The following is a 22052-nucleotide window of genomic DNA, read 5'->3' on the forward strand; positions in this document are numbered from 1 at the left end:
TGATCGCGTCGCGACCCTGCCACAGCAGCTCCCAGAATTCCTCCGGCGTACGGACGCCGCCGGGGAAGCGGCAGCTCATGCCGACGATCACGATCGGGTCGTCGGTCTCGAGCTCGTCGCTATCGTCGGACGCGACTTCGGTGGGTACTGCGCGGGCAATCGCCTCCGGCTCCGAAGCCCTTGCCCACGCAGGGTTTTCCGCGCCGAACGACACTGATGGCTCCGGCGCAGCCGAGATTGTTCGTTCCGGCGCGGCCGACATTGTTCGTTCCGGCGCGGCCGAGATCGGTGGTTCCGGCGTGGCCCACACGGGGGGTTCCGCAGCCGCTGGCATTGGCGATGCCGTAGCTGAAATCGGTGCCTCGGCCGCAGCGGACACTGGTTCCGTCGTGGCCGAGATCAGCGACCCCGGCGTGGCCGGCCTCGGCGGTTTCAGCGCGCCCGACACCGTCGATTCCCCCACGGCAGACTCGACCGCGGGTACACCGCCGGGCCCGGTCGCCTCGGCGCCGGTAGTCGGCGCCGGTGCACCTTTGCGCTGCAAGAACCGAGCGATGTCGCGCACGGTCGGATAGTCGAAGACGAGTCCGGCAGGCAGCGGCATCCCGATTTCGGCGGCCAGTGCGGCACGCAACTCCATCCCGGTGAGCGAGTCGACGCCCGTGTCATGCAGCGGCAGATCGGGATCGAGCTCGCTCCCGCGGTCGAGTACACGCATCGCGACACGCTGCACGATCGTCTCCCATGCGGCGGAATCGTTCGATGCTCTTGATTGCGGCACTGTGGTCGGCTGCCGTGAAATCCCGCGCGCGATAGCTGCCGAGGTCGCCGGGACCGTCGTGGTGCTGGCCGTCACGAGCCGGCGCGGGTTCGTGTACCACCGCTGCGGCACGAAATCGAAGACGCCGGGTGTGGTGCTGTCCAGCCGAACAAGGTGATCCAGCGCCGTGGCCGCGTCGCGCTCGTAGAGCGGCGGCAGCCCGCGCCGGGTGAGCCGGGCGGCGATATCCGTGCGGTCGGCGGCCATTCCCACGTCGGCGAACGGCCCCCACGCGATGCTCAGCGCAGGTAGTCCTTCGGCGCGCCGTCGCCAAGCCAGCGCGTCCAACGCCGCGTTGGCGGCGGCGTAGTTCGCCTGACCGGGAGTGCCGAGCACGCCCGCCACGGACGAATAGGCGACGAACAGGTCGAGCGGCTGATCGCGAGTGAGCTCGTCGAGGTGGCGCGCCGCATGATATTTGGGCCCGAGTACGGTCTCGAATCTCGACCACGATTGTTCGGTCACCACGCCGTCGTCGAGCACGCCCGCGCAGTGGACCACGCCGCGCAACGGCGGGAAGCCGGTCTGCTCGATGCTCCGCAGCAGCGCCGCGACCGCCGCACGGTCGCTCACATCGGCCTGGCGCGCGGCCACGCGAACACCGCTCGCGCGCAACGATTCCAGCAGTCGCGAACCGGCCGCGTCCGGTGCTCGTCTGCCGACCAGCACCAGATGTCCCGCCCCGCGGGCCGCGAGCCACCGAGCGGCCGCCGCGCCGAGACCACCGAATCCACCCGTGACCAGGTACGTGCCGTCGGTGAGCCGGTCGTTGCGCCCGATAGCCGCCGGTCTGGCATCCCTGCCCAGCAGCACGACCCGACCGGGATGATGGCGCTGTGCCATGGCCCGAAATGCCTTGGCGGCTTGATCGATACCGTGCGTGGCGTGCGGCAGCGCATGCAGCGCAGCCTGCTCGAACAGTGCCATCACCGTACGCAGGATCGCGCCGAGCCGCTGTGGGTCGACGGCAGCCGGATCGAATTCACGGTGATCCAAATCGTGGTGCCGGCTCACTCGGGTCTGCATCGGATCGATGACATTCACGAATCGCCCACCTGCACAGACGATTTCGGAGCCGGGGGCAGCGATGTCGCTGCCAAGAGCGTGCACAACGACATCGAGCCCCCGTCCGGCGGTCGCCACCTGGACGTGTTCGGCCAGCTCATGGTCACGCCATGTCTCGATCGGCGTCACGTTCAGCCCCGCGTTGTCGGCCCAGCGCCGCAGCGCCGCTGTCGCGAACACCTGCGCGCCCGCGTGCGCGGCAAGCTGAACCGCGGCCATGCCGATCCCGTCGGCGGGCGCGTGCACGAGAACGCGGTCACCGGCCCGCAGAGCACCGACGTCGAACAGCGCGTACCAGGCAGTGGTGAAAGCGACCGGTATGGTCGCGCCTTCGGCGAAGGACAGGTGCCCCGGCAGCGAAGCGACCAGACGCTGGTCCACCGTCACGTAGCCGGCGAAACTCCCGCTTGCCAGCGCGACGACTCGATCGCCGACAGCGAGACCCTCGACACCTGCACCGACGGCCACGATGCGTCCCGCGCATTCCGAGCCCAACGCCGCGGCGGCGTCCGGATGTAAGCCGGCGGCGACCCAGATGTCGTGCGCGTTGAGACCGGTGGCGGCCACGGCGATCTCGACCTCTCCGGCTCCCGGTGCACGCCGAGCACCGGAATCCAGCCGCAGCCTGTCGAACTCGCCGGAACGGTGGGCGACCAAACGGTAGTCCTCGGCGGGCGCGGGACCTTTCGCGAGGCGTGCGACCAGCCAACGGCCGTCTCGGATCGCGAACTCACCAGCCTCACGTCCGCCGAGCATGCCCTCGGCGATCAGCGCGCCGTCCGTGGATTCGCCGGACACATCGAGCAAGCGGCAGCCGAACTCCGGGTGTTCGGTCGCCAGCGTGCGACCGAAACCCCACAGCAGAGCCTGATCGGGATCGGGCCGGTCCGCGGCGGCGACGTGCTGCGCGTTGACGGTGAGCAGCCACAGGGCCGTAGGCGGACGCCCGGCGGCGTCCAGTGCACGGGCCAGCCGGAGAGCGGCGTCGATGCGCGTCTGTGCCGCGGCGGCGGTCCAGGCGAAAATGATGCCGTGTACCGAACTCGGGTCGACTGTGCCGGAATAGATCGGAGATGCGGGGCCGTCGATGTCCTCGGGGCGAACGACCACGGTCTGGGCGGCGCGCGCGGCCAGTCCGGCGGCCACGGTGTCGCCGACCGCGCCGTCACTGAAGATCAACCAGCGACCCGCGCTCTCGCCCGGAACTGGTCCGTCCTTCTCGGCGGGCACCCACTCGACGTGATGTAGCAGCCGCTCGAGTCTGGACGAGTCCCCATCGGCGGCGCCGGTTTCCGGCGCTGCCTCGGTGTTCGCGGCGAGCAGACAGACCCCCGTCAGGCGCGCGAGCAGTCGCCCGGACGCGCTGCGCAGTGTGGCGTCACCGACGACGACTCGTCCGCCGCGTTCGATCACGCGTACTCGGCATCCGACGGTCGTATCCCCGACAGTCGGCCTGCCGAACAATTGAGCACGATCTATAGCGGATGGCAAAAACAGCGCGTCCGCCGAGGCGCCGGTCAGCACGACGCTGTGCAGGCAGGCGTCGAGCAGGATCGGATCGAGGGTTGCCGGGTCGTGCTCGGGCAACCGGAACACGGCCTCGGCCTCGGTGTCACTGATGCGCCGGAACTCGATGGCGCAGCGATGGTCCGCGTCCAAATGCAGCCCCAGTCGCGCAAGCTTCTCGTAGTAAGCGGGCCATACCCCCGCATCCGCGTCGGGCAGTGCCGCGCCCTCATCTGGTCGATCGGACGAAACTGCTTCGGCGACAGCGAGTTTCGCGTCCGCGATCGACGTGCCGTCGGCGCGGACGAATCGCACACCGTATCCGTCCGAGCCGGGATCGAGCGTGACCCGCACCGATCCTTCGGTGGTGACCTCGAACGGCGTCACCAGCCGCAGCTGCGTGACGGCCCACGTTCCGGGCAACTCGGCGGCGATGTCGCTGAGCTGAGTGCACAGCCATGCCGCAGGTACGGTCGGCACGCCGCGCAGCCGGTGTCCGGCGAACATCTCCGGGGCGATCCGCAGGGTGCGCGACGACGGTGCGGCATCCGGCCGCGACGCGAGCTCGAGCCAGTGCCTTTTGCGCTGGAACGGGTAGGTCGGCAGGTCCACATGACGCCGCGATCGACCGGAATAGACCTCTCCCCAGTCGATCTCGGCTCCACTCACATACCGGCGGGCCAGGTCGCCCGCGGCACCCGACTCGGCCGGATCGGCGACCGACCCGCTCGCGGTCATCCCGGAGGCGACGTTGTCGAGCGCCGCGCGCACCTGTGCCGCCGTATCGAACGTGATCGCAACCCGCTCGTCGAAATGCGTACGACCCAGCGCGGCCGACGCACACACATCGGCCAGCCCAATCTCGGGATGCGCAGCCACGAAATCCCGGTAGCGGGCAGCCAGTTCGCGCAGCGCGTCAGCGCTTTTGGCCGACAGGACCAGCAAGTGGGGGCCGGAATGGTCGACCGGATGCGCTTCGAGCACCGGCGGCGCCTCCTCGATCACCACGTGCGCGTTGGTTCCGCTGATCCCGAACGCGCTCACACCCGCCCTGCGCGGCCGCCCCGAGCGCCGCCACGACCGCTCCTCGGCGACGACGCGGACAGCGACGGAATCCCAGTCGATGTGCGGATTGCCCGACCGGAAGTGCAGCGAGGCCGGGATGCGCTCGTGCCGCATCGACTCGATCACTTTGATGATGTTGGCGATACCCGCCGCGGCTTGGGTGTGCCCGAGATTCGACTTCACCGATCCGATCCACAGCGGAGCGGCCTCGGTGCGGCCGTCACCCAGCACGGAGGCGAGCGCGTTCACCTCGATCGGGTCGCCCAGAGCGGTGCCGGTGCCGTGCGTCTCGACATAGTCGATCTCCGCGGCCTCGACCGCGGCGTCCGCGAGCGCCGCTCGGACGACCCGTTCCTGCGCCGGACCATTCGGCGCGCTCAACCCCTGGCTGCGGCCGTCGGAATTGACCGCCGACCCGCGCACCAGACCGAGCACCCGATCGCCGTCCCGACGGGCGTCCGCCAGCCGTTTGAGCACGAGCACCCCCGCGCCGTCGCTCCAGACCACACCGTCGGCGCGCGCGTCGAAGCTCTTGCACCGGCCGTCGGCGGCCAGTCCACGCGCCCGGGCGAAGTAGATGTCGAGCGAAGGAGTCAGCACCACGGTGGCTCCGCCGGCCAATGCGAGATCGCATTCGCCGCTGCGCAGGCTGCGCACCGCGGTATGCACCGTCACCAGCGACGACGAGCACGCCGTATCGACGGTCAGACTCGGTCCGTTGGCGCCGAAGAAATACGAGAGCCGTCCGGACGCGACACTGGAGAGATTGCCGGTGCCGAACCAGGCATTGGGCGCCAGATCCGCCCGCGCCATCCGCTCGGCGTAGTCGTTGGACATCAAACCGACGAACACTCCGGTCCGGCTGCCCTCCAGCCGGCTCGCCGGATACCCGGCGTGCTCCAGTGCCTCCCAGGACGTTTCCAGCAGCAGCCGCTGCTGTGGATCCAGCATGCGTGCCTCGCCGACGGAGATATCGAAGAATCCGGCGTCGAACTCCTCGACACCGTCGACGAAACCGCCCCAGCGCGTGTAGGTCTTGCCTTCGGCGTCGGGGTCGGGATCGAAATAGGCGTCCGCATCCCAGCGGTGCGCCGGCACCTCTGTCACCGCGTCGGTCTCGGTGGTGAGCAGATGCCACAGGTCCGCCGGTCCGCCTACGTCACCGGGATACCGGCATCCCATGCCGATGATCGCGATCGCGTCGGCGTAATCCTCGGGGGTGGCACCGGGTTCACGCTCTGTGAGCTGCAACACGTTATAGTTACTAGGTGTCGCCGGCGGTTCGGTTGGGTATACGGAGGACGTGAGCTGCTCGGAGGTGCGTGTGACCGGTCGCTGTTCGGCCTGCTCCCGTGCAGCGCGGCGCGGGTCGCCGCCGTTGCGCGCGGACCGCGCACCGCGCCGGGCGATCTCCTCGGACACCGCGGCGACGGTCGGATGATCGAACAGCAGGGTCGCCGGAAGTCGCACCCCCAGTTCGGCGGAGAGCGCGTTGCGCAGCTCGACAGCCATCATCGAATCCAGTCCGAGGTCCCGCAGCGGCGTCCGATCGGAAACAGTCGCGGTGCGGCCGAGCGCGGTCATCGCGTGGCCGCGTACCAGCTCGAGCAGTTCCGCCGGGTCGCGCGGGGATTCCATGTTCTTCTCGTCGGCGTCGGCGACCGCCTCCGGCCGCGCCGAAGCGGCTGCGGCAGTGGGGTATACCGCGACGACTCCCTCGGACGACAGCAGGCGGCGCAGTACCCGAGCGCCATCCTCGGCGCCGAGTTCGGCGACACCGTGCCGCGCCCAGGCCCGCCGGGCCGCGTCGCTCAGTCCCCCAGCCATGCCGATGCCAGCCCACGGTCCCCACGCGATACCGACGGCAGGCAGGCCTTCGGCGAGTCGCAGGCGCACGAGGGCATCGAGATAGGCGTTCGCCGCGGCGTAGTTGCCCTGTCCGGCCGTGCCCACCGTGGCACTGACCGACGAGAAAAGCACGAACAGGTCGAGCGACCGTTCCGCAGTCAGCTCATGCAAATGCCATGCCCCGGCGACTTTCCCCCCGAACACGCGCTCGACGTGGCCCGAGGTCTGCTCGATCAGCATTGCGTCGTCCAGGACGCCCGCGCAGTGCACCACACCGGCCAGCCGGGGATACTCGCTACCGAAGCGAGCGAGCAAGCCGGACAGGGCGTTTCGGTCGGCGACGTCGACCGTCGCGGTCTCGACACGGGTACCCGGGGCGGCGATCCGCGCCATCTCCCGCTCGGCTCGAGCGTCCGGGGCGCTTCGACCGGCCAGCACCACAGCGCCCGCACCGGCCTCCGCCAGCGTCCGCGCGGCCGTCAATCCCAGCGCTCCGCGCCCGCCGGTGATCAAATACGCCGCGTCGCGATCGAGTCTCGGTACTCCCCCGGCGTTGTCGAATGGACCCATCCGTGGCACGTAGCGGTGGCGCCCGCGCAGCGCGAGCGCGGAATCCGTAGCGTCGGAACAGAGTTCGTCCACCAGGCGGCGGTCGTCGCAGCGTGCGCCGATCGGCAGATCGATCAGGCGGCAGCCCAGCTCGGGCAGCTCGGTGCGCACCACCGCGCCCAACCCCCACAGCGTGGCGGCGGCGGGGCGCACACGTTCGCCGGGCAACGCGCCGGTTGCCCCCACCGTCACCAGGTACAGCGGGCCAGCGGAGGTCACCCGCGCCATCGCCTGGACCACACCCATGGCGAACTGGGTCTCCGTGCGGGCCGTGTCGGCGCTGTCGTCGGCCTCGACGTCGGCGAGATAGACCACAGCCCGATCGTCATCGGGCCAGACGGCAGGATCGGTCGTGCGCTCCACCGCCACCGCGTCGGTGCCGGCGGCGCGCAGCGCGGCAGCGAGCCGATCGGCCTGCTGCCCGACGCCGACCACCAGCGCCGCGCCAGGGCCGCGGCCGCTCGCCGACGTCGCGGCAGGCACCCAGCTCGGACGGTGTACCAGGCCGGAGGCGAGGTCTCGATCCTCCGACTGCCCGGCCGCGGCGGACTCGGCGAACCATACGTCGTCGATCTCGCAGACCACCGCATCCGCGGTATCGAAAACGGTGATACGGATCGTGCGGCCGGTGCGTTCGGCCAACGCCCACGCCTTCGCCGCCGCGTCCGCACCGGACAAGCGCAACCTGCCGATGCCGACCGGCAATTGCGCCGCATGACTGTGCCGGACGGCCAGCGCGAGACCGGTCTGCACCGCGGCGTCCAGCAGGCACGGCAGCGCGGCGTCCGGTTCGCCGGCCAGTTCCGCCGGGCGTGTCAGTTCGGCGAGCACGCTGTTGTCGGTGACTTGCAGCCGCGTGATCCAGCGGAACCGCGGTCCGAAGGTCAACCCCGCGTCCGCGCAGCGGCGGTAGAAGTCGGCGACCTCCCACACGGTGGACGGCGCGCGCCGCGCCTCGGTCAGTTCGTCGGAGTCACGCGGCCGATTCGAGGTGGCGGCTTGCACCGATCCGGAAACCGCTGTGACGACGCCCTCGTCGACCTGGAACCGAACATCGATGCGGCCATCCGCGCCGGACACGACCGGGTCGGCCAATTCCTCCAGCGGCACCGGCCGAGCCGCGACGAAGTCGACCAGCTCACGGTCCGCTTCCCCGGCCGCACGCAACGCACGCAGCGCGAGATACGCGGCGGGCACCACAGCCCGGCCCTGGAATCGATGCTCGGCGAGATATCCGGTGTTCGAGGACGTGCCCGCGATCGGCACAGTGACCCGCTCTCGTTCGAAGGGGTAGGTGGGCAGCCCATTGCGCCGCCGGGCTTCCCGCGGCACCACCGACGACCAGTCGATATCCGCACCGGCGCAATACATCTCGCCGAGCCCGGTCAGCAGCACCTCGTCGTCGGTGGACGTCCGGCGCATACTCGGCACCCACAAGGCGTCCGGATCGGCCTGCCGGCCGAACTCCAGCAGCACCGGATGCGGTCCCACCTCGAGATACGCGTCCACGCCGAAGTCGGCCACCGAGCGCACGCCGTCGGCGAACCGCACCGTGCCGCGGGCATGCGCACGCCAGTACGCGGCGTCCACGCGGGCCTCGGTCCGCATGCCGGTCACGTTCGACACCAACGGAATCGCCGCCGGTCGCGGCGCGGGGACCAGCTCGGCGACCCGGGCTTCGAATTCATCCAGTATCGGATCCAGCAGCGGCGAGTGGAATGCCGTGCTGCCGGACAACATCACGGTGCGCACCGACCGCTCGGCAGCGTCCTGCAGGATCCGGCGCACCGCCTCCACCGTTCCGGAGACGACGAACTGACCGGGTCCGTTGACCGCCGCCACGGCCACATCCGACGTCAGAGCGCCCAGCAGCCCGTCGAACTCTTCGGGTTTGCCGAAGACCGCCGCCATCGCACCTTGCCGCGTAACGCTCTGCATCAGCCGACCGCGCTCAGCCGCCAGGCGCAGCCCGGCCTCCAGGTCGAGAACTCCCGCGACGGTCGCGGCCACCAGCTCGCCGAGGCTGTGTCCGAGCACGATATCGGGGCGAACGCCGCACGCCGCCCACAGTTCGGCACACGCCCATTCGATCGCGAACAGCGCAGGTTGCGCATACTCGGTGCGGGTCAGCACCTCGTCGTTCGCGTCGAACAACACCGACCGCAAACGCATCCCGCCGGGCAGTGGTCCCAGGAGATCGTCACAGCGGTCGAGTGCCGCGCGGAAAACCGGATACCCGCGGTCCAGCGCCGCTCCCATCCCCGCGTACTGCGCGCCCTGCCCCGTGAACAGCATCGCGACCCGCGGTTTCCCCGAACTCGAATCGGTCGAACGGCCAGACGGCCCTGCGAGTCTTCGCGCCGCCTCCGCGGTCGTCGGTGCCACGACCGCACGTCGGTGCCCAAAATGCGAGCGCCCCAGCGCCGCGGTGGCGGCGATGTCGGCGAGTGGCAGCTGCCTCTGGTCCAGATGCTGGACGTAGCGCCGGGACAGCGCGTCGAGCGCAGAGCTGGTCCGGGCCGAAAGGACAAGCAGCGCAGGCTCTCGAGGGTCCACGGTCGGCGCGGATTCGGGCGCCTGCTCCAGCAGCACATGCGCATTGGTACCGGCGAACCCGAATGAGCTCACCCCCGCCAGCCGTGGCCGGTCGGTGCGGGGCCACGCGACATCCTGGTTCGGCACCGCCAGAGCCGTGCCGTCGAGCACGATCTTGGGGTTCATCGTGGCGAAATCGTGCTGGCGCGGGATGCGTTCGTGCTCCAGCTGGAGCACCGCCTTGATCAACCCGGCGACGCCTGCCGCCGCTTCGAGATGACCGATCTGGGATTTGACCGAACCGAGCAGACAGACCGACCCGTCCGCGCGCGGAGTGCCGAGCACCTGGGACAGCGCTTCGATTTCGATCGGATCGCCCAGTGGCGTACCGGTGCCGTGTGTCTCGACGTAGCCGACCTGTTCGGCGGCGCACCCCGCGTCGGCCAGCGCGTCACGCAGCAACTCGCGTTGCGCGGTCGGGTTCGGGGCGGTCAGTCCCATGGAACGACCGTCGTGGTTCACGCTCGAGCCTCGGATGAGCGCCCGGATGGGATCGCCGTCGGCAAGTGCCCTGGACAGCGGTTTCAGGACAATGACACCCGCACCCTCGCCGCGCACATACCCGTTCGCCCGTGCGTCGAACGGACGACAGTGCCCGTCCGGCGAGAGCGCGCCCATCCGCGCCAGCGCCTCCGAGGTGAGCTCGGACTGCAGCAGATTCACCCCGCCCGCAAGCGCCACCTCGCACTCCCCCGCGCGCAGACTGCGACACGCCTGATGCACGGCCACCAGCGACGACGAACACGCCGTGTCGATCGCCACCGCGGGGCCACGCAGCCCGAGCACGTAGGACACCCGTCCCGCCACAATGCTCGACATCGTTCCGGTGAGCGTGTGCGCATCCACCGAGCTCACCCAGTCCGGCGTGATCGTGCGCTGGTACTCCTGCCAGCTGACGCCGAGGAACACGCCGGTGCGTGCCGCGGCGGGACCGTCCGGCGCCAGTGCGGCGTCTTCCATCGCCTCCCAAGCGACTTCGAGCACCAGCCGCTGCTGCGGGTCCATCGATGCCGCTTCCCGCGGCGCGATACCGAGGAACTCCGTGTCCATGGCGTCGATCGGCCCGGCGAGCAGACCGGCCCGCCGTCGCGCCCGCCGAGGTGCTGAATCCGCCACCGGCCAACGGGTTTCCGGCACTTCGACGATCGCGCCCCGGTCCGAGGAGAGCAGTTCCCAGAACTGCCGCGGGCTGTCGGCGCCGCCGGGAAACCGGCAGCCCATACCGATCACAGCGATCGGTTCGTGCTGCGGTCGTGCCTCCAACTCCTGAATCCGGCGAAGCGCCCGCGTCAGCAAGACCCGAAGGTCGTACCCATCATCCGCCATCTGCCACGCCACCCACATCGTGCAAAGTTGTGACGTGGAACATACGACGACCCCGGTTTGCCGTCAATTACCGGCTGTATGCACAAAATTAACTAAAGTTACCAACTAGTAGCTTGATCTTCTCTCGATGATGTTGCCAGAATGAAACATTCACTTTTGAAGGATTCATTTCAGGCGCCCTGATGCACCCGTTCCGCGCCGATCCGATCGATCCGGTCGCGACCCCACGCACCCAGTGGCTCGAGCGCGGCGTTGAGCGCGACACCGAGGTCGGTCAGCCGGTATTCGACCCGCGGCGGGACCTCGCGGTAGACGGTCCGGGCGACGATGCCGTCTTCCTCCAGTTCACGCAGCTGCTGGATCAGCATCTTCTCCGAGACGCCCGGCAACCCTTTGCGCAGTTCGCCGAAGCGCCGCACGCCGAAGTTCTCCAGCTCCCACAGGATCAGCGCCTTCCATTTGCCGCCGACCACATCCATCGCGGCGTCGATACCGCAGAAGTATGGCCCTGATCGCTTCGCACCCATCGTGCATCCTCTCTACCTGTTCCCATACCAAATGGTAAGTACCAGACAAATTAGTAGGTACTTGTCGACTCGCCGGGTACCGAGCAATCTTGGTTGCGGCGCGCTGACCAGGACGTTCTCGACCCAAGGAGTTGAACCCGCAATGGCGGAAACCACGAACACCCCGGTAACCATCCTGGGACTGGGCGCAATGGGCCAGGCCCTGGCCGCGACCCTGCTGAAGGCAGGCCTGCCGATAACGGTGTGGAACCGCACCTCCGGTAAGGACGCGGAAATCGTCGCCGCCGGAGCTGTCGGCGTCGCGACCGTCGAGGAGGCGATCAGCGCGGGTGGCCCGATCATCGCCGTCCTGCTCGACCACGCTTCGGTTCACGCCACCCTCGACCCGGTGGCCGACCGGTTGGCGGGGCGGCAGCTGATCAACCTGACCACCACCGCACCGGGCGAGGCTCGTGAACTCGCCAGCTGGGCGGTCGGGCACGACATCGCCTACCTCGACGGCGGCATCATGGCGGTGCCGTCCATGATCGGCCAGCCCGGCGCCTCGATCCTCTACAGTGGCTCGCAGACCGTCTTCGACACTCACCGCGAGACGCTCGAATTGCTCGCCGCCGCAGAGTACTTCGGCGACGACGCCGGCTTCGCGTCGACCTACGATTTCGCCCTGCTCGCCGCGATGTACGCCATGTTCGGCGGCTTCCTGCACGGCGCCGCCATGATGCGTTCGGTCGGCGTACCTGCCGCCGAGTTCGCCCAGCGTGCCGCCGCATGGGTCACCGCGATGACCCAGACACTCCCGCTGCAAGGCCAGGCCATCGATGCCGCCGACTACACCGGCTCGTCCATCCAACCCATCACCTTCCACAAGGCGGCACTCGACGCGATCAACCGCGCCAGCCGCGATGCGGGCATCGCCCTCGACTTCGTCGCCCCCCTCAAGAACCTCCTCGACCGCCAGGTAGCCGACGGCCACGGCTCCCTAGCCTTCGAACGCACCTTCGAAGAACTCCACTGACCCGCCGCGCGGGCCGCACTGCCCAAACCCAGTCCGGTCCGCGCCGAACCACCCTCCGCAGCCATCCAAGAATCCCAGTTCAGAGCGCGATTTGGTCCACGCCGAGTGATCCGATAATCTTGCTGAGCACACCGGTCCGGGTGGCGGAATGGCAGACGCGCTAGCTTGAGGTGCTAGTGCCCTTTATCGGGCGTGGGGGTTCAAGTCCCCCTCCGGACACCGTTTTGTCATGCATCCTCCGCAAATTTGCAGAGGATGCATTCCTTTTTGGGATGTGGACGGTGTCCGGAGGGGGTCCGGACACCGTCGATCTGCAAATTTGCTCAGGTAGCCGGTCAAAAGGCGTAGATGGCGGCACCGGTGAGTGAGCTGTTCGGTGGTCGCGAGTTGGTGCGGCAGTCGAAACGCGGATCGTTCCGGCCGAGGCCCTGCGCTGCCGGGCGCCTCGCGGCGGTATCTCTGTGCTCCTCGCTGGTAGCCGGTGAGGCGTCGATGCGCTCCTATGGCCCGGGCCGGATGGGTCGAAGGGACTGTGGTGCTGTCACGGCGGGAGGAGCGGTCCGGGTCGCGGGTGTCGGTATATGGCTGCGGGGCGGTGTTCCGTCTGCTCGTTGCATCGCGGCGGTCTGTACGGCAGCTGTCGTCGTCTTCGTCTACCGAGGTCGAATAGTTACCCGGTCTGGGGTTCGGTTGAAAACCAACCCAGCGTGGGTGCCATTTTAGTAATCGACAGCGAAAAGGCACCCACGCTGGGTGTATTCCGCCGAAAAGTCGTACAACGTGGGTGTCCTTTTGATCTTGACGCGCCGGGTGGTCATTTTGAATGCTTGAAGCACGACGACGCCGATCGGTTGGGACACCACAAGTATCGTCCGATAGCCGGTGGGTGCGTTGTAAGCGCTTGTGCGGCAATCCTGTTGGCCCTCGGGTGGGTCGCGCCTGCTCAGAGGGGAGTGTTGCCGTCACGGGAGAGGAGACACGCGTGACCAGGGCTGGGCCGCGAAACAGCGGCAGAGGTCCGGTCGTGGCGATGGTGATCGCGCGGTCGGCGCGGTGGCGGATTGGTCGCAGGGTTGAGAAGGAGTTACCGAAGCGTGGACATTATTTCTGGCGATCTGCCATTCAGCTCGACGTGGGCAAACCCGGGTGCCTCGAAAACTGAGTCGATGTCCTCGACGCACCAAGCACTCTCTGGTGTCGTAAGCGGTGATAGAGAAATCAGCGGCCGGCTCGACCGAGCAGATGGCGTTGTTGGCTATTCACCGGAGGCGCAGAAGGCCCTGGTGGCCGGGATCCCGTTCGCCTTCCCTGTCGTCGAGTTACCCGTGCCGCCGATGGGTGAGTTCACCTGTGCGACGACAACGATCGATCCGGCAGGCCGGTTGGGTGACCGGTCGGTGATCAAATGTCTCGGCTGGAGTGCCGGTCAACCGGTGTCGATCGAGCCCAGCCAGGGAATGCTGCGCATCACACGCGTCGGCGAGAGCGAGTCATCGGTGGCGGCGAATGGCTATGTGTTCCTCCCGGTCTCAGCACGCCGCGCTTCGCGTCTGCGTGCCGGCGAGCGGGTTCTGATGGCTGGCGGGCTGGAGTGCGACGTTCTCGTCATCTGCCCTCTACGGGCAGTCGGTGCGGCGTTGTGGTCGTATCGACAGGATCTGTTCGAGGCTGTTGTCGCATGAAGCGTGACGATGTCGATATCGCGCTCGAGTTCGTGGGCTCGCTCGGGTTGACCCTCGACGACGTGGCATCGGCGCAATCCGAGCGAGCGGGCATGCCCACGATCAGCCAGTACCTCCGGCGGTTGGCGATCAAGAAACCGAAAGGCACGAGTCATTACAGCTCTTACTGGCCGATCATCGAAACAGCTTGGGGCCAAAGGTTTCTCGACTCGCTCACAAAGGTGGAGATCGAGGAACTGGCGGCCTGGCACCGGCGCCGAGCTGTCGTGCGAGCGAACAGCAGGGGTGGACGCGGCGCTGAAGCCAACGTCATCTCCGCGATGCGCTTTCTCTACCAGGACGCCGAAGATGACGGCCTGATAGAACCGGATGCGAATCCGGCCGCCAAAGCCGGCAAGACACCACAGCATCCGGGGCCGGCGCGGGCATTGAGTTTCGACCAAATCGCGGATCTTGGCCGTGTGGCGTCGACCACTGGTGACGACACCGAACTCGACGCGCTCATCGTGCGGTTACACATCGAAACAGCCTGCCGCAAAAGCCCAGTCCTCGCGCTGCGTATCGAGGACCTCGAACGCGACGACTGCCTGGTCCGACTCCGCGAATACGGTGGCGCGATCCGGTGGCAGCCGATCTCCCCCACTCTGATGAACCGACTGCTCGGCCACATCAGACACCGTGGTGGTCGCAAAGCCACCGATCAAGTACTGCGCTACCAAGACGGTAGGCCGGTCCGTCGCGCACGCCACCAACTGCTCGTCCACCGGTTCCGTCGTGAACTCCCCTGGGCTGATGAACTACAGGTGAACATGGACTGGATTTGTCAAACGACAGAGGCGTTCGTCGAAAAGCAATTCGGGCGTCGCACTGCGAGCCTGTTCAAACGCGGACCCGTACGCATCGACAACGACGAAGACCACGATCGGTACGACCCTAGGAACCTGGCGCCGGTCGCTGAGGCCTTGGTCGCACTCACCGGCGAGCCGCACCCACTCGCCCGCCAGTAGCGCGACGCTGTGGTCTGTTGGTACTACTCGTGACTCTAACTGCGGCCGGTCTGGCGGTGCTGTTCAACTGGTATCCGACGATAGCGTTGTCTCAATCGTTGCTGTGGGTGAGCGCGTCATCGGCGATACTGAATCCGCCGGAGACGGCGACCGGCGCTTGCCCGCAGATGCGGACTGTTCTGCTTCCTGAGCGACGTAGGACCCTGCCGATAGCAGGCGGCAGCGGCGGCCGACCGCGTGACGGCCTCTATCCGGTGCAGCAATTGCGTCGGCACCTCGGCAGCTGGTGGGACTTCCTGGTCACCGACGTCACCCTCGCCACTACATAGATCTACCTCCACGCCCACATGACCATCAAGGAACAAGCCCTCGCCCGCGTCCAACCGATCAACACCAGCCCCGGCCGATGCCATCCTCCCGACGAGCTGCTCGCGTTCCTCGAAGGACTCTGACCCGACCCACCGGATTATGCCGACCAGGACCACTCAAACCAGGAGGTTTCAGGCAGCAGTCGGCATAACCCACCGGTCGGCATAAGCCGAGGCTTTTTTCAAGAACGCAATGTTTTGTCCTGCTCGGAAACTCGCCTTCGCAGAGCCTGCAATTCGGCTCGCTCCGACGCCGACAACGGTTCGTCGCCATGGACGGTGGCCGCCTCGACCCGGCGGCGTTCGTCTCTGACCCAGTTACTCAGCATCCCGGCGTCGATACCCAGTTCCCGGGCGACCTCGGCGATCGTTCGGCCGGTATCGATCACACGATGTGCAGCCTCGACCTTGTACTCGGTCGCATACGACCGACGCTTGCGAGGAGGCATGATGGACATCCTTCCAGCAGGACCGGCGTCCTGCTAAATCGGTGTCCACTTGACCCTGCAGCGGGAGGGCATCCCGGTAGCCAGATGCACCGTGGAACGGCTGATGCGCGCCAACGGGTGGAAAGGTGTGATGCGGCGCAAAGCGATTCGCACCACCGAGGCCGATCCGGCCGGGCAGCGGGCGGCGGATCTGGTCGATCGCAATTTCCGGGTTTCGGCCCCGAACCTGCTCGTGGTGGCCGACTTCACCTATGTCCGGTTGGCGGGCGGTGGCTTCGTCTACACCGCGTTCGTCGTCGACGCCTACGCGGGCCGGATCGTGGGCTGGGAATGCTCGACGAGCAAACAGACCGCGTTCGTGGAATCGGCGATCCGGCTGGCCGCCGCTGTCCGGGCACGCGAAGGGCGGCCGTGGATCGGGTCCACGATCCATCATCGACGCCGAGTATACTTCGGTGAAATTTGGTGAGACACTGATGCTTTCGAGTCTGCGTCCGTCGATCGGGTCGGTTGGGGATGCCTTCGACAATGCCCTCGCCGAGACGACGATCGGGCTTTACAAGCAATGCCGCGTAGTTAAAACCTTGGGGGGCAAGTCAACTCGGATGAACTCGCGAGTGTGGCGGTGGGAGGCATGGCAACGGGACCTCTGCTATTGCAGAGAAGCCGTCCAAGGTCTTCCTGCATCCGAGAGGTCCCGTTGCCCTTCCAGTCTGTCACCATGACGCTCACCCGCACCATCACCGTGGCCAGAGGAATTTTCGCGCCCGGTCACCTCGGGGAGTTGACGCAGTATCTGCCGTTCGAGTTGATCGATGACATCTTGACCCAGACCCGGGTGGTGCAGCGCCGAACCCGATTGCTGCCCTCGCGTGTGGGTGTGTATTTCGTTCTGGCCCTGGCCGTTTTCCCTGCCCTGGGCTATGAACGGGTGTGGGACAAGCTGGTCGCCGGGCTGGGATCATTACGCCCACGCAGGCCCTCGGAGAAAGGGCTGCGCGACCTTCGACGACGCCTGGGGGCGGCGCCGTTGAAGGCGTTGTTCGAGGTTGTGGCCGGACCCCTGGCCCGACCGAGAACGCCGGGGGGTGTGTTATCGGCGTTGGCGCACGGTGGCTTTCGACGGCTGCAGCTCGCTGGAGGCTCCCGACCAGACGCGAATCCGTCTGTGGCTGGGCAAGATCACCCGATATCGGGGCATCGAGGGCTATCCGCACCTGCGGGTCCTGGCGTTGTGCGAGACCGGTACTCGTGGTCTGCTCGGCGCGGTCTTTGGCTCGGTCAGGCGCAGTGAGACCGACTATGCCGCCGCCCTGCTGCCTCTACTCGATGACACGATGCTGGTGCTGGCCGACCGCAACTTCGGTGGCGACGACTTCCTCACCCGCACCGCCGCCACCGGCGCCCAACTTGTGGTCCGGCTCACCGCCCGTCGCCGCCCGGCCGTGTGGGCGACCTTGCCCGATGGATCCTTCCTGACCAGGATCAACGGTCACAGATTCCGTATCATCGACGCCCAGGTCACCCTCACCTGCGCCGACGGATCCCTGGTGAGCGACCGCTACCGGATCATCACCACCTTGCTGGACCATCGCACCGATCCAGCGATCCGGATCGTGGGCCTCTACCACGAGCGCTGGGAGATCGAGTCGGCATTCTTCGCGCTGCGCGACACCCTGTTCGGTGGCCGTGTCCTGCGCTCGACCGATCCCGTCGGCCTCGAACAGGAAATTTGGGCGGCGCTGACCGTCTACCAGACCCTGCGCCGAGCGATGTGCGATGCCGTGGAAACAGTTCCCGGCACCGATCCCGACCGCGCCAGCTTCACCGTGGCCCTGACCGCCGCCACCGACCAGATCATCACCGCGGCCAACGTCACCGACAACATCTCGCCCGAAAACTCAATTGCCCGAGCCGTTCTGGACAACCTCCTGCCCGCTCGCCGCCCACGCACCAGTATTCGCAAGGTCAAATGCCCTCTGTCCCGTTACGGCGCCGCGCCCACCGATACCCGCCCCACCCGCAGCCAAGCCGTCACAAGCCTGGAGATCACCGCGCTCACCGGCCCTGAACAACCCCCAGCCCCAGAGCATCTCGGTGCAGCCGCTGATCCGGGCCATCGCCAGCAGGTGCTCCAGATTCTCCGCACCGACCCCGAACGAGAATGGAGCCCCCAAGAGGTCGCCGCGCATCTGAAGGGCGTTCGCTACCGAAGTCTTACCGCACAGATGTGCCGATGGACCGATCAAGGCTTCCTCGAACGGACCAGGCGCGGGCGTTACCGTCTCACCCGCCAATGGCTGACACCCCGGCCACCAACATCAGACGATTCGACACACAGCCCCATTGCTTAACTACGCGGCATTGGCTTTACAAGACCGAGGCGGTTCGTGATGATTCGCCGTTCCGGCGGGGTCCTTTGCACCGACTAGCTGATGTCGAGTACTCACCCACGCATGGGTCAGCTGGTTCAACGACTCCCGGCTGATGCACCGGCTCGGCCGCCGACCGCCGGTCGAGTACGAAGCCGACTACTATGCCAACTGCTCCCAGCAACCGGCTGGAGACAGATAACCGGGTGTGCACGGAATCCGGGGTGGTTCAGAGGCCGAAAAGGTCCGCGCGGTCAAGTCCAAGCGGGTGGTGTATCGGGGTGATTGCCGCGTGACCCTGTTCGGTCAGGCGGTCAGTGCTGGGGTGGTGTCCTCCTGTTCGGCGGGGTCGGTGAGGCCGCGGGAGCGGGCCAGCACGTCGAGGCCGAGGTAGCGGCGGCCTTCGATCCATTCGTCGTGTTGCTCGGCGAGCACGGCGCCGACGAGCCGGATGATGGCTTGACGGTCGGGGAAGATGCCGACGACGTCGGTGCGGCGGCGGATTTCCTTGTTCAGCCGCTCTTGGGGGTTGTTGCTCCAGATCTGGCGCCAGATCTGCTTGGGGAACGCGGTGAACGACAGCAGGTCAGCGCGTGCTGCGTCGAGGTGTCCGGCCACCTTCGGCAGTTTCTCGGTCAGTGCATCGAGCATCCGATCATATTGGGCAGCAACCGATTCGGCGTCTGCCTGGTCGAACGCCGAGTGCAACAGAGTCCGCACCCACGGCCACGACGATTTCGGGGTGATCGACATGAGGTTCACCGTGTAATGCGTACGACACCGCTGCCAGGCAGCTCCGGGCAGTGTCGCGCCGATCGCGGCGACCAGCCCGGCGTGGGCGTCGGACGTGACAAGGCTGACGCCGGACAGGCCGCGGGCGACCAGGTCGCGGAAGAATGCCAGCCAGCCCGCGCCGTCCTCGCCGCTGGTGACCTGGATGCCGAGGATCTCGCGGTAGCCATCGGCGTTGACACCGGTCGCGATCAGGGCATGCACGTTGACCACGCGGCCGTTCTCGCGGACTTTGAGCACCAGCGCGTCCGCGGCGAGAAACGTGTACGGGCCTTGGTCGAGTGGTCGGGTGCGGAACGCTTCGACCTGGGCGTCGAGGTCGGCGGCCATGATCGACACCTGGGACTTGGAAAGCTTTGTCACACCGAGTGATTCGACCAGTTTCTCCATGCGGCGGGTGGACACACCGAGCAGGTAGCAGGTCGCCACCACCGAGGTGAGCGCGCGTTCGGCGCGTTTGCGGCGCTCGAGCAACCAATCCGGGAAATAGGAGCCCGAGCGCAGCTTCGGGATCGCGATGTCGATCGTGCCGACACGAGTGTCGAAGTCGCGGTGGCGGTACCCGTTTCGTGAGTTCACCCGCTCGTCGGATCGTTCGCCGTAGCCGGCGCCACACACCGTGTCGGCTTCAGCGCTCATCAATGCCTGGATGAACGTGGACATCATGTTGCGCAGCAGATCCGGGCTCGCGACGGCGAGTTGGTCCGACAGCATCTTGGATGGGTCGATAGGCTGGACAGAGGTCATCGCGTGAAACTTTCTTCCTTCAGTGACTTGGTAGGTCTGTTGAAGGATCACGCGGTGACCACCCTCTACTCGGCTACGACACGCCCAGACTTTGCTGGTGTCCGGTCGTACACCATCCTGCTGGACTCAACCGTCCGCGCCGGTTCGGTACCCGGTTTTCTCGACAGCCGCCAGTGCTTCGGATTGGGTGTTGCTCGCGCTCGCACCGAGCGAATCCCCCGGTGAGTCTGGAGTGATGTCCCCGGGGTTTCTCGGAGTCGGTTTGGTTGACTTCTTGGTCACGACACCGTCGAAGGAGACTCGCTCGTGCCAAGGCGCTATCCCGAAGAGTTCCGCCGCAAGGTCCTGGATCCGGTCGTCCGGTCGCGCAGGTGGCCGCCGATCTGGGCATCAGTGACTAGACGACTATTTCTGGCGCAAGCAGGAACTCATCGACACCGGCCAGCTACCCGGCGCAACCCGCACCGAGCAGGCCGAACTGTCGGTGGCCAAACGGCGGATCCGGGAACTGGAGCAGGAGGTGGCGATCCTGAAACGGGCTCGTGAACTGCTGAAAAAACAGGGAGGCGACCCAAAAGGCGATACGCGGCCATAGCCACCATGGCGTCCGAGGGCTTGCCGGTGCAGGCCGCGTGCCGGCTCCTCGACGTCGCTGAATCGGGCTACTACCACTGGCGATCACGGCCGCCGTCCCAGCGATCGATCCGGCATGCGTGGCTACTGGAACAGATCCGTGCCGTGCACACAGCCTCCCGGGGCACATACGGCGCCCATGGTGTCCATGCCGAACTCACTCTCGGCCTCGGGATCAGCGTGGGCCACAACCGGATCGCGATGCTCATGGCCCGCGCCGGGATCAAGGGGCCTCCCGGCAACCGCCGGCCCAAGCCGAAGCATCAGACCCCGACCGCTGGCGATATGGTCAACCGGTCGTACACGCTATCGCAGCCAAATCAGTTGTGGGTCACCGGCATCGAGCGCCACGAGGCGTTCCTGAACCCTGCGGTGTGGAAGGACACCGCCACCGGTCGGTCGCAGCCGATCGGTTGAACCTGAGGACAGCTGTGCGACGTGATGTCGCACGTTGTGAGTGATCGCGTTTGATTGTAGGTCGTTTGACGAGAACGTGATTCGGTCCAGTGTCTGCGGGACCGTCCCCGCGCTGGCGTGCGTCGTGGGTTCCGGCCAATACACGTCCTGGGCCTTCACCGACAGGGCCCGCAGGTCCGGGCTGGTGCCGTCGATGGGCTCGATCGGCGACTGCTACGACAACGCCCTCATCGAATCATTCTGGGGCAGAATGCAGACCGAGCTACTGAACCGGCAACGGTGGAGAACCAGAATCGAGCTGGCCAACGCGATATTCGAATACCTGGAGATCTTCCACAACCGTCGACGCCGTCATTCGGCCCTCGGTATGCGATCTCCGATCGAGTACGAGACGATGCAATCATCCGTCCAACCGGTGGCCTGAAGTCCGGTATCCCGACTCCACGAAACCGGGGGTACATCAGAGTCTCCGGACAAGCCGGGGGGGATTCAGTCGTCGCCTATCTCAGCGAGCATGCGACCTCCCGTCAGGTCGGCCAGGCCTGGGAAGCTGGCGATGATCGGGGAGTCTCGGGTGCTTGCGGAACTCCCCCGCGGCAGCCTGCTCGAGGTCGTCCGCGCCGGCGCATGCGGCGTCGAGCATGGCCAGCAATGCCAGCGCCCGGCGGCCCATCGCCTTCTCCACCGATTCCGGTTGCCGCAGTCGCGATTTCCGCAGTCCTTCGACGACCTCAGTGGCGAGTTGGTCGATACGGCGTTGGTGGCCCGCTAGGCGCAGCGCCGCGGCGACGCAGGCGGGTCCGGTGCTGCAATTCAGGCAGGCCCGCGCGCGTTCGCCGACACCCGAAGAGCCACCGTCGGCAGAGAGTGCTTCGGAACTGCGCCAGCGGGTTCATTCCCACAGCTGTGTGCACGGCAGTGGGGGCAGGTCTTCCTGCACCTCGTCGTCGATCGTGACGCTGAGTTCCGACTCGGGGTGGCTGGCGGCCAGTGCGTCTGCGACATCTTGCGCTTGTTCGGCGGGTGCGCGGTAGTGCAGGTTGAGCGTGCCGGATTCGATGTGGATGTGCCGGATTCGCAGGGGCTGGTCCATGGGGGTGTTCACCTCGGTTTGGTGGTTGAGGCGATTGATGTGACCCCGTAGGTTCGGTCCGGACCGAACCTACGGGCTCCCGGGGACCTGTCACTAGTCAACGGTCACCTGACGGA

Annotated in this window: 12 protein-coding genes, 1 tRNA gene and 3 pseudogenes (1 of these 16 only partly in view); 11 read left to right on the forward strand and 5 right to left on the reverse strand. The window is 66.9% G+C overall.

Features of this window, described 5'->3' with window-relative positions; all coding sequences use genetic code 11:
* Both OHA40_RS30165 and OHA40_RS30170 read right to left on the reverse strand, forming a co-directional pair.
* Window positions 1-10834, reverse strand: partial view of an SDR family NAD(P)-dependent oxidoreductase gene (locus tag OHA40_RS30165; RefSeq protein ID WP_330230225.1) — the 5' portion only. It extends 10724 nt beyond the left edge of the window; the window shows 10834 of its 21558 coding nt (coding positions 1-10834); its start codon is at window positions 10832-10834; its stop codon lies beyond the left edge, outside the window.
* Between the two features lie 170 nt (window positions 10835-11004).
* Window positions 11005-11361, reverse strand: coding sequence for a winged helix-turn-helix transcriptional regulator (locus OHA40_RS30170; protein ID WP_330230226.1), 357 nt, complete (start codon window positions 11359-11361; stop codon window positions 11005-11007).
* Between the two features lie 142 nt (window positions 11362-11503).
* On the opposite strand from OHA40_RS30170, the gene OHA40_RS30175 reads away from it, so the two are divergent.
* The 5 genes from OHA40_RS30175 to OHA40_RS30195 all read left to right on the forward strand — a co-directional run bounded on the left by OHA40_RS30175 (window position 11504) and on the right by OHA40_RS30195 (window position 15394).
* Entirely contained in the window at window positions 11504-12376 is an 873-nt protein-coding gene (locus OHA40_RS30175; protein WP_330230227.1) for an NAD(P)-dependent oxidoreductase, read from the forward strand.
* Between the two features lie 134 nt (window positions 12377-12510).
* A tRNA-Leu gene (locus OHA40_RS30180) sits at window positions 12511-12595 on the forward strand.
* An 875-nt stretch (window positions 12596-13470) separates the two neighbouring features.
* A complete protein-coding gene (locus OHA40_RS30185) occupies window positions 13471-14058 on the forward strand; it encodes a hypothetical protein (RefSeq protein WP_330230228.1) in 588 nt (195 codons plus the stop codon).
* Window positions 14055-15065 (forward strand): tyrosine-type recombinase/integrase, encoded by a 1011-nt coding sequence (locus tag OHA40_RS30190; protein WP_330230229.1) that lies wholly within the window; start codon window positions 14055-14057, stop codon window positions 15063-15065. Before OHA40_RS30185 ends, OHA40_RS30190 begins: the two co-directional genes overlap by 4 nt.
* A 29-nt stretch (window positions 15066-15094) precedes the next feature.
* Entirely contained in the window at window positions 15095-15394 is a 300-nt protein-coding gene (locus OHA40_RS30195) for a hypothetical protein (protein ID WP_330230230.1), read from the forward strand.
* Window positions 15395-15615: 221 nt separating this feature from the next.
* Here the strand turns inward: OHA40_RS30195 and OHA40_RS30200 are convergent, their stop codons facing one another.
* Window positions 15616-15882, reverse strand: a complete 267-nt coding sequence (locus OHA40_RS30200) for a transposase (RefSeq protein WP_330230231.1) — start codon at window positions 15880-15882, stop codon at window positions 15616-15618.
* Between the two features lie 55 nt (window positions 15883-15937).
* Here OHA40_RS30200 and OHA40_RS30205 point away from each other — a divergent pair.
* From OHA40_RS30205 to OHA40_RS30215, 3 pseudogenes are all read left to right on the forward strand, one after another.
* A pseudogene (locus OHA40_RS30205) lies at window positions 15938-16445 on the forward strand (DDE-type integrase/transposase/recombinase); the annotation flags it as partial.
* A gap of 137 nt (window positions 16446-16582) precedes the next feature.
* Window positions 16583-18236: pseudogene (locus OHA40_RS30210) on the forward strand (IS4 family transposase).
* Between the two features lie 14 nt (window positions 18237-18250).
* Window positions 18251-18456: pseudogene (locus tag OHA40_RS30215) on the forward strand (IS3-like element ISMysp3 family transposase); the annotation flags it as partial.
* A gap of 104 nt (window positions 18457-18560) precedes the next feature.
* Here OHA40_RS30215 and OHA40_RS30220 read toward each other — a convergent pair.
* Entirely contained in the window at window positions 18561-19793 is a 1233-nt protein-coding gene (locus OHA40_RS30220; RefSeq protein ID WP_330230232.1) for an IS256 family transposase, read from the reverse strand.
* Window positions 19794-20414: 621 nt separating this feature from the next.
* On the opposite strand from OHA40_RS30220, the gene OHA40_RS30225 reads away from it, so the two are divergent.
* The 3 genes from OHA40_RS30225 (at window position 20415) to OHA40_RS30235 (ending at window position 21615) form a co-directional block, all read left to right on the forward strand.
* On the forward strand, window positions 20415-20843 hold the full coding sequence (locus tag OHA40_RS30225) for an IS3 family transposase (protein ID WP_330234436.1): 429 nt from the start codon (window positions 20415-20417) through the stop codon (window positions 20841-20843).
* A gap of 124 nt (window positions 20844-20967) precedes the next feature.
* Window positions 20968-21267 carry an integrase core domain-containing protein gene (locus OHA40_RS30230; RefSeq protein WP_330230233.1) on the forward strand — a complete coding sequence of 100 codons (300 nt, stop codon included), beginning with the start codon at window positions 20968-20970 and terminating at the stop codon, window positions 21265-21267.
* A gap of 132 nt (window positions 21268-21399) precedes the next feature.
* A complete protein-coding gene (locus OHA40_RS30235) occupies window positions 21400-21615 on the forward strand; it encodes a hypothetical protein (protein ID WP_330230234.1) in 216 nt (71 codons plus the stop codon).
* A 120-nt stretch (window positions 21616-21735) separates the two neighbouring features.
* Here the strand turns inward: OHA40_RS30235 and OHA40_RS30240 are convergent, their stop codons facing one another.
* Window positions 21736-21936 carry a hypothetical protein gene (locus tag OHA40_RS30240; protein ID WP_330230235.1) on the reverse strand — a complete coding sequence of 67 codons (201 nt, stop codon included), beginning with the start codon at window positions 21934-21936 and terminating at the stop codon, window positions 21736-21738.
* Window positions 21937-22052: the final 116 nt, after the last annotated feature.

Source organism: Nocardia sp. NBC_00508 (assembly GCF_036346875.1).
In the GTDB taxonomy this organism is placed as follows: Bacteria; Actinomycetota; Actinomycetes; order Mycobacteriales; family Mycobacteriaceae; genus Nocardia.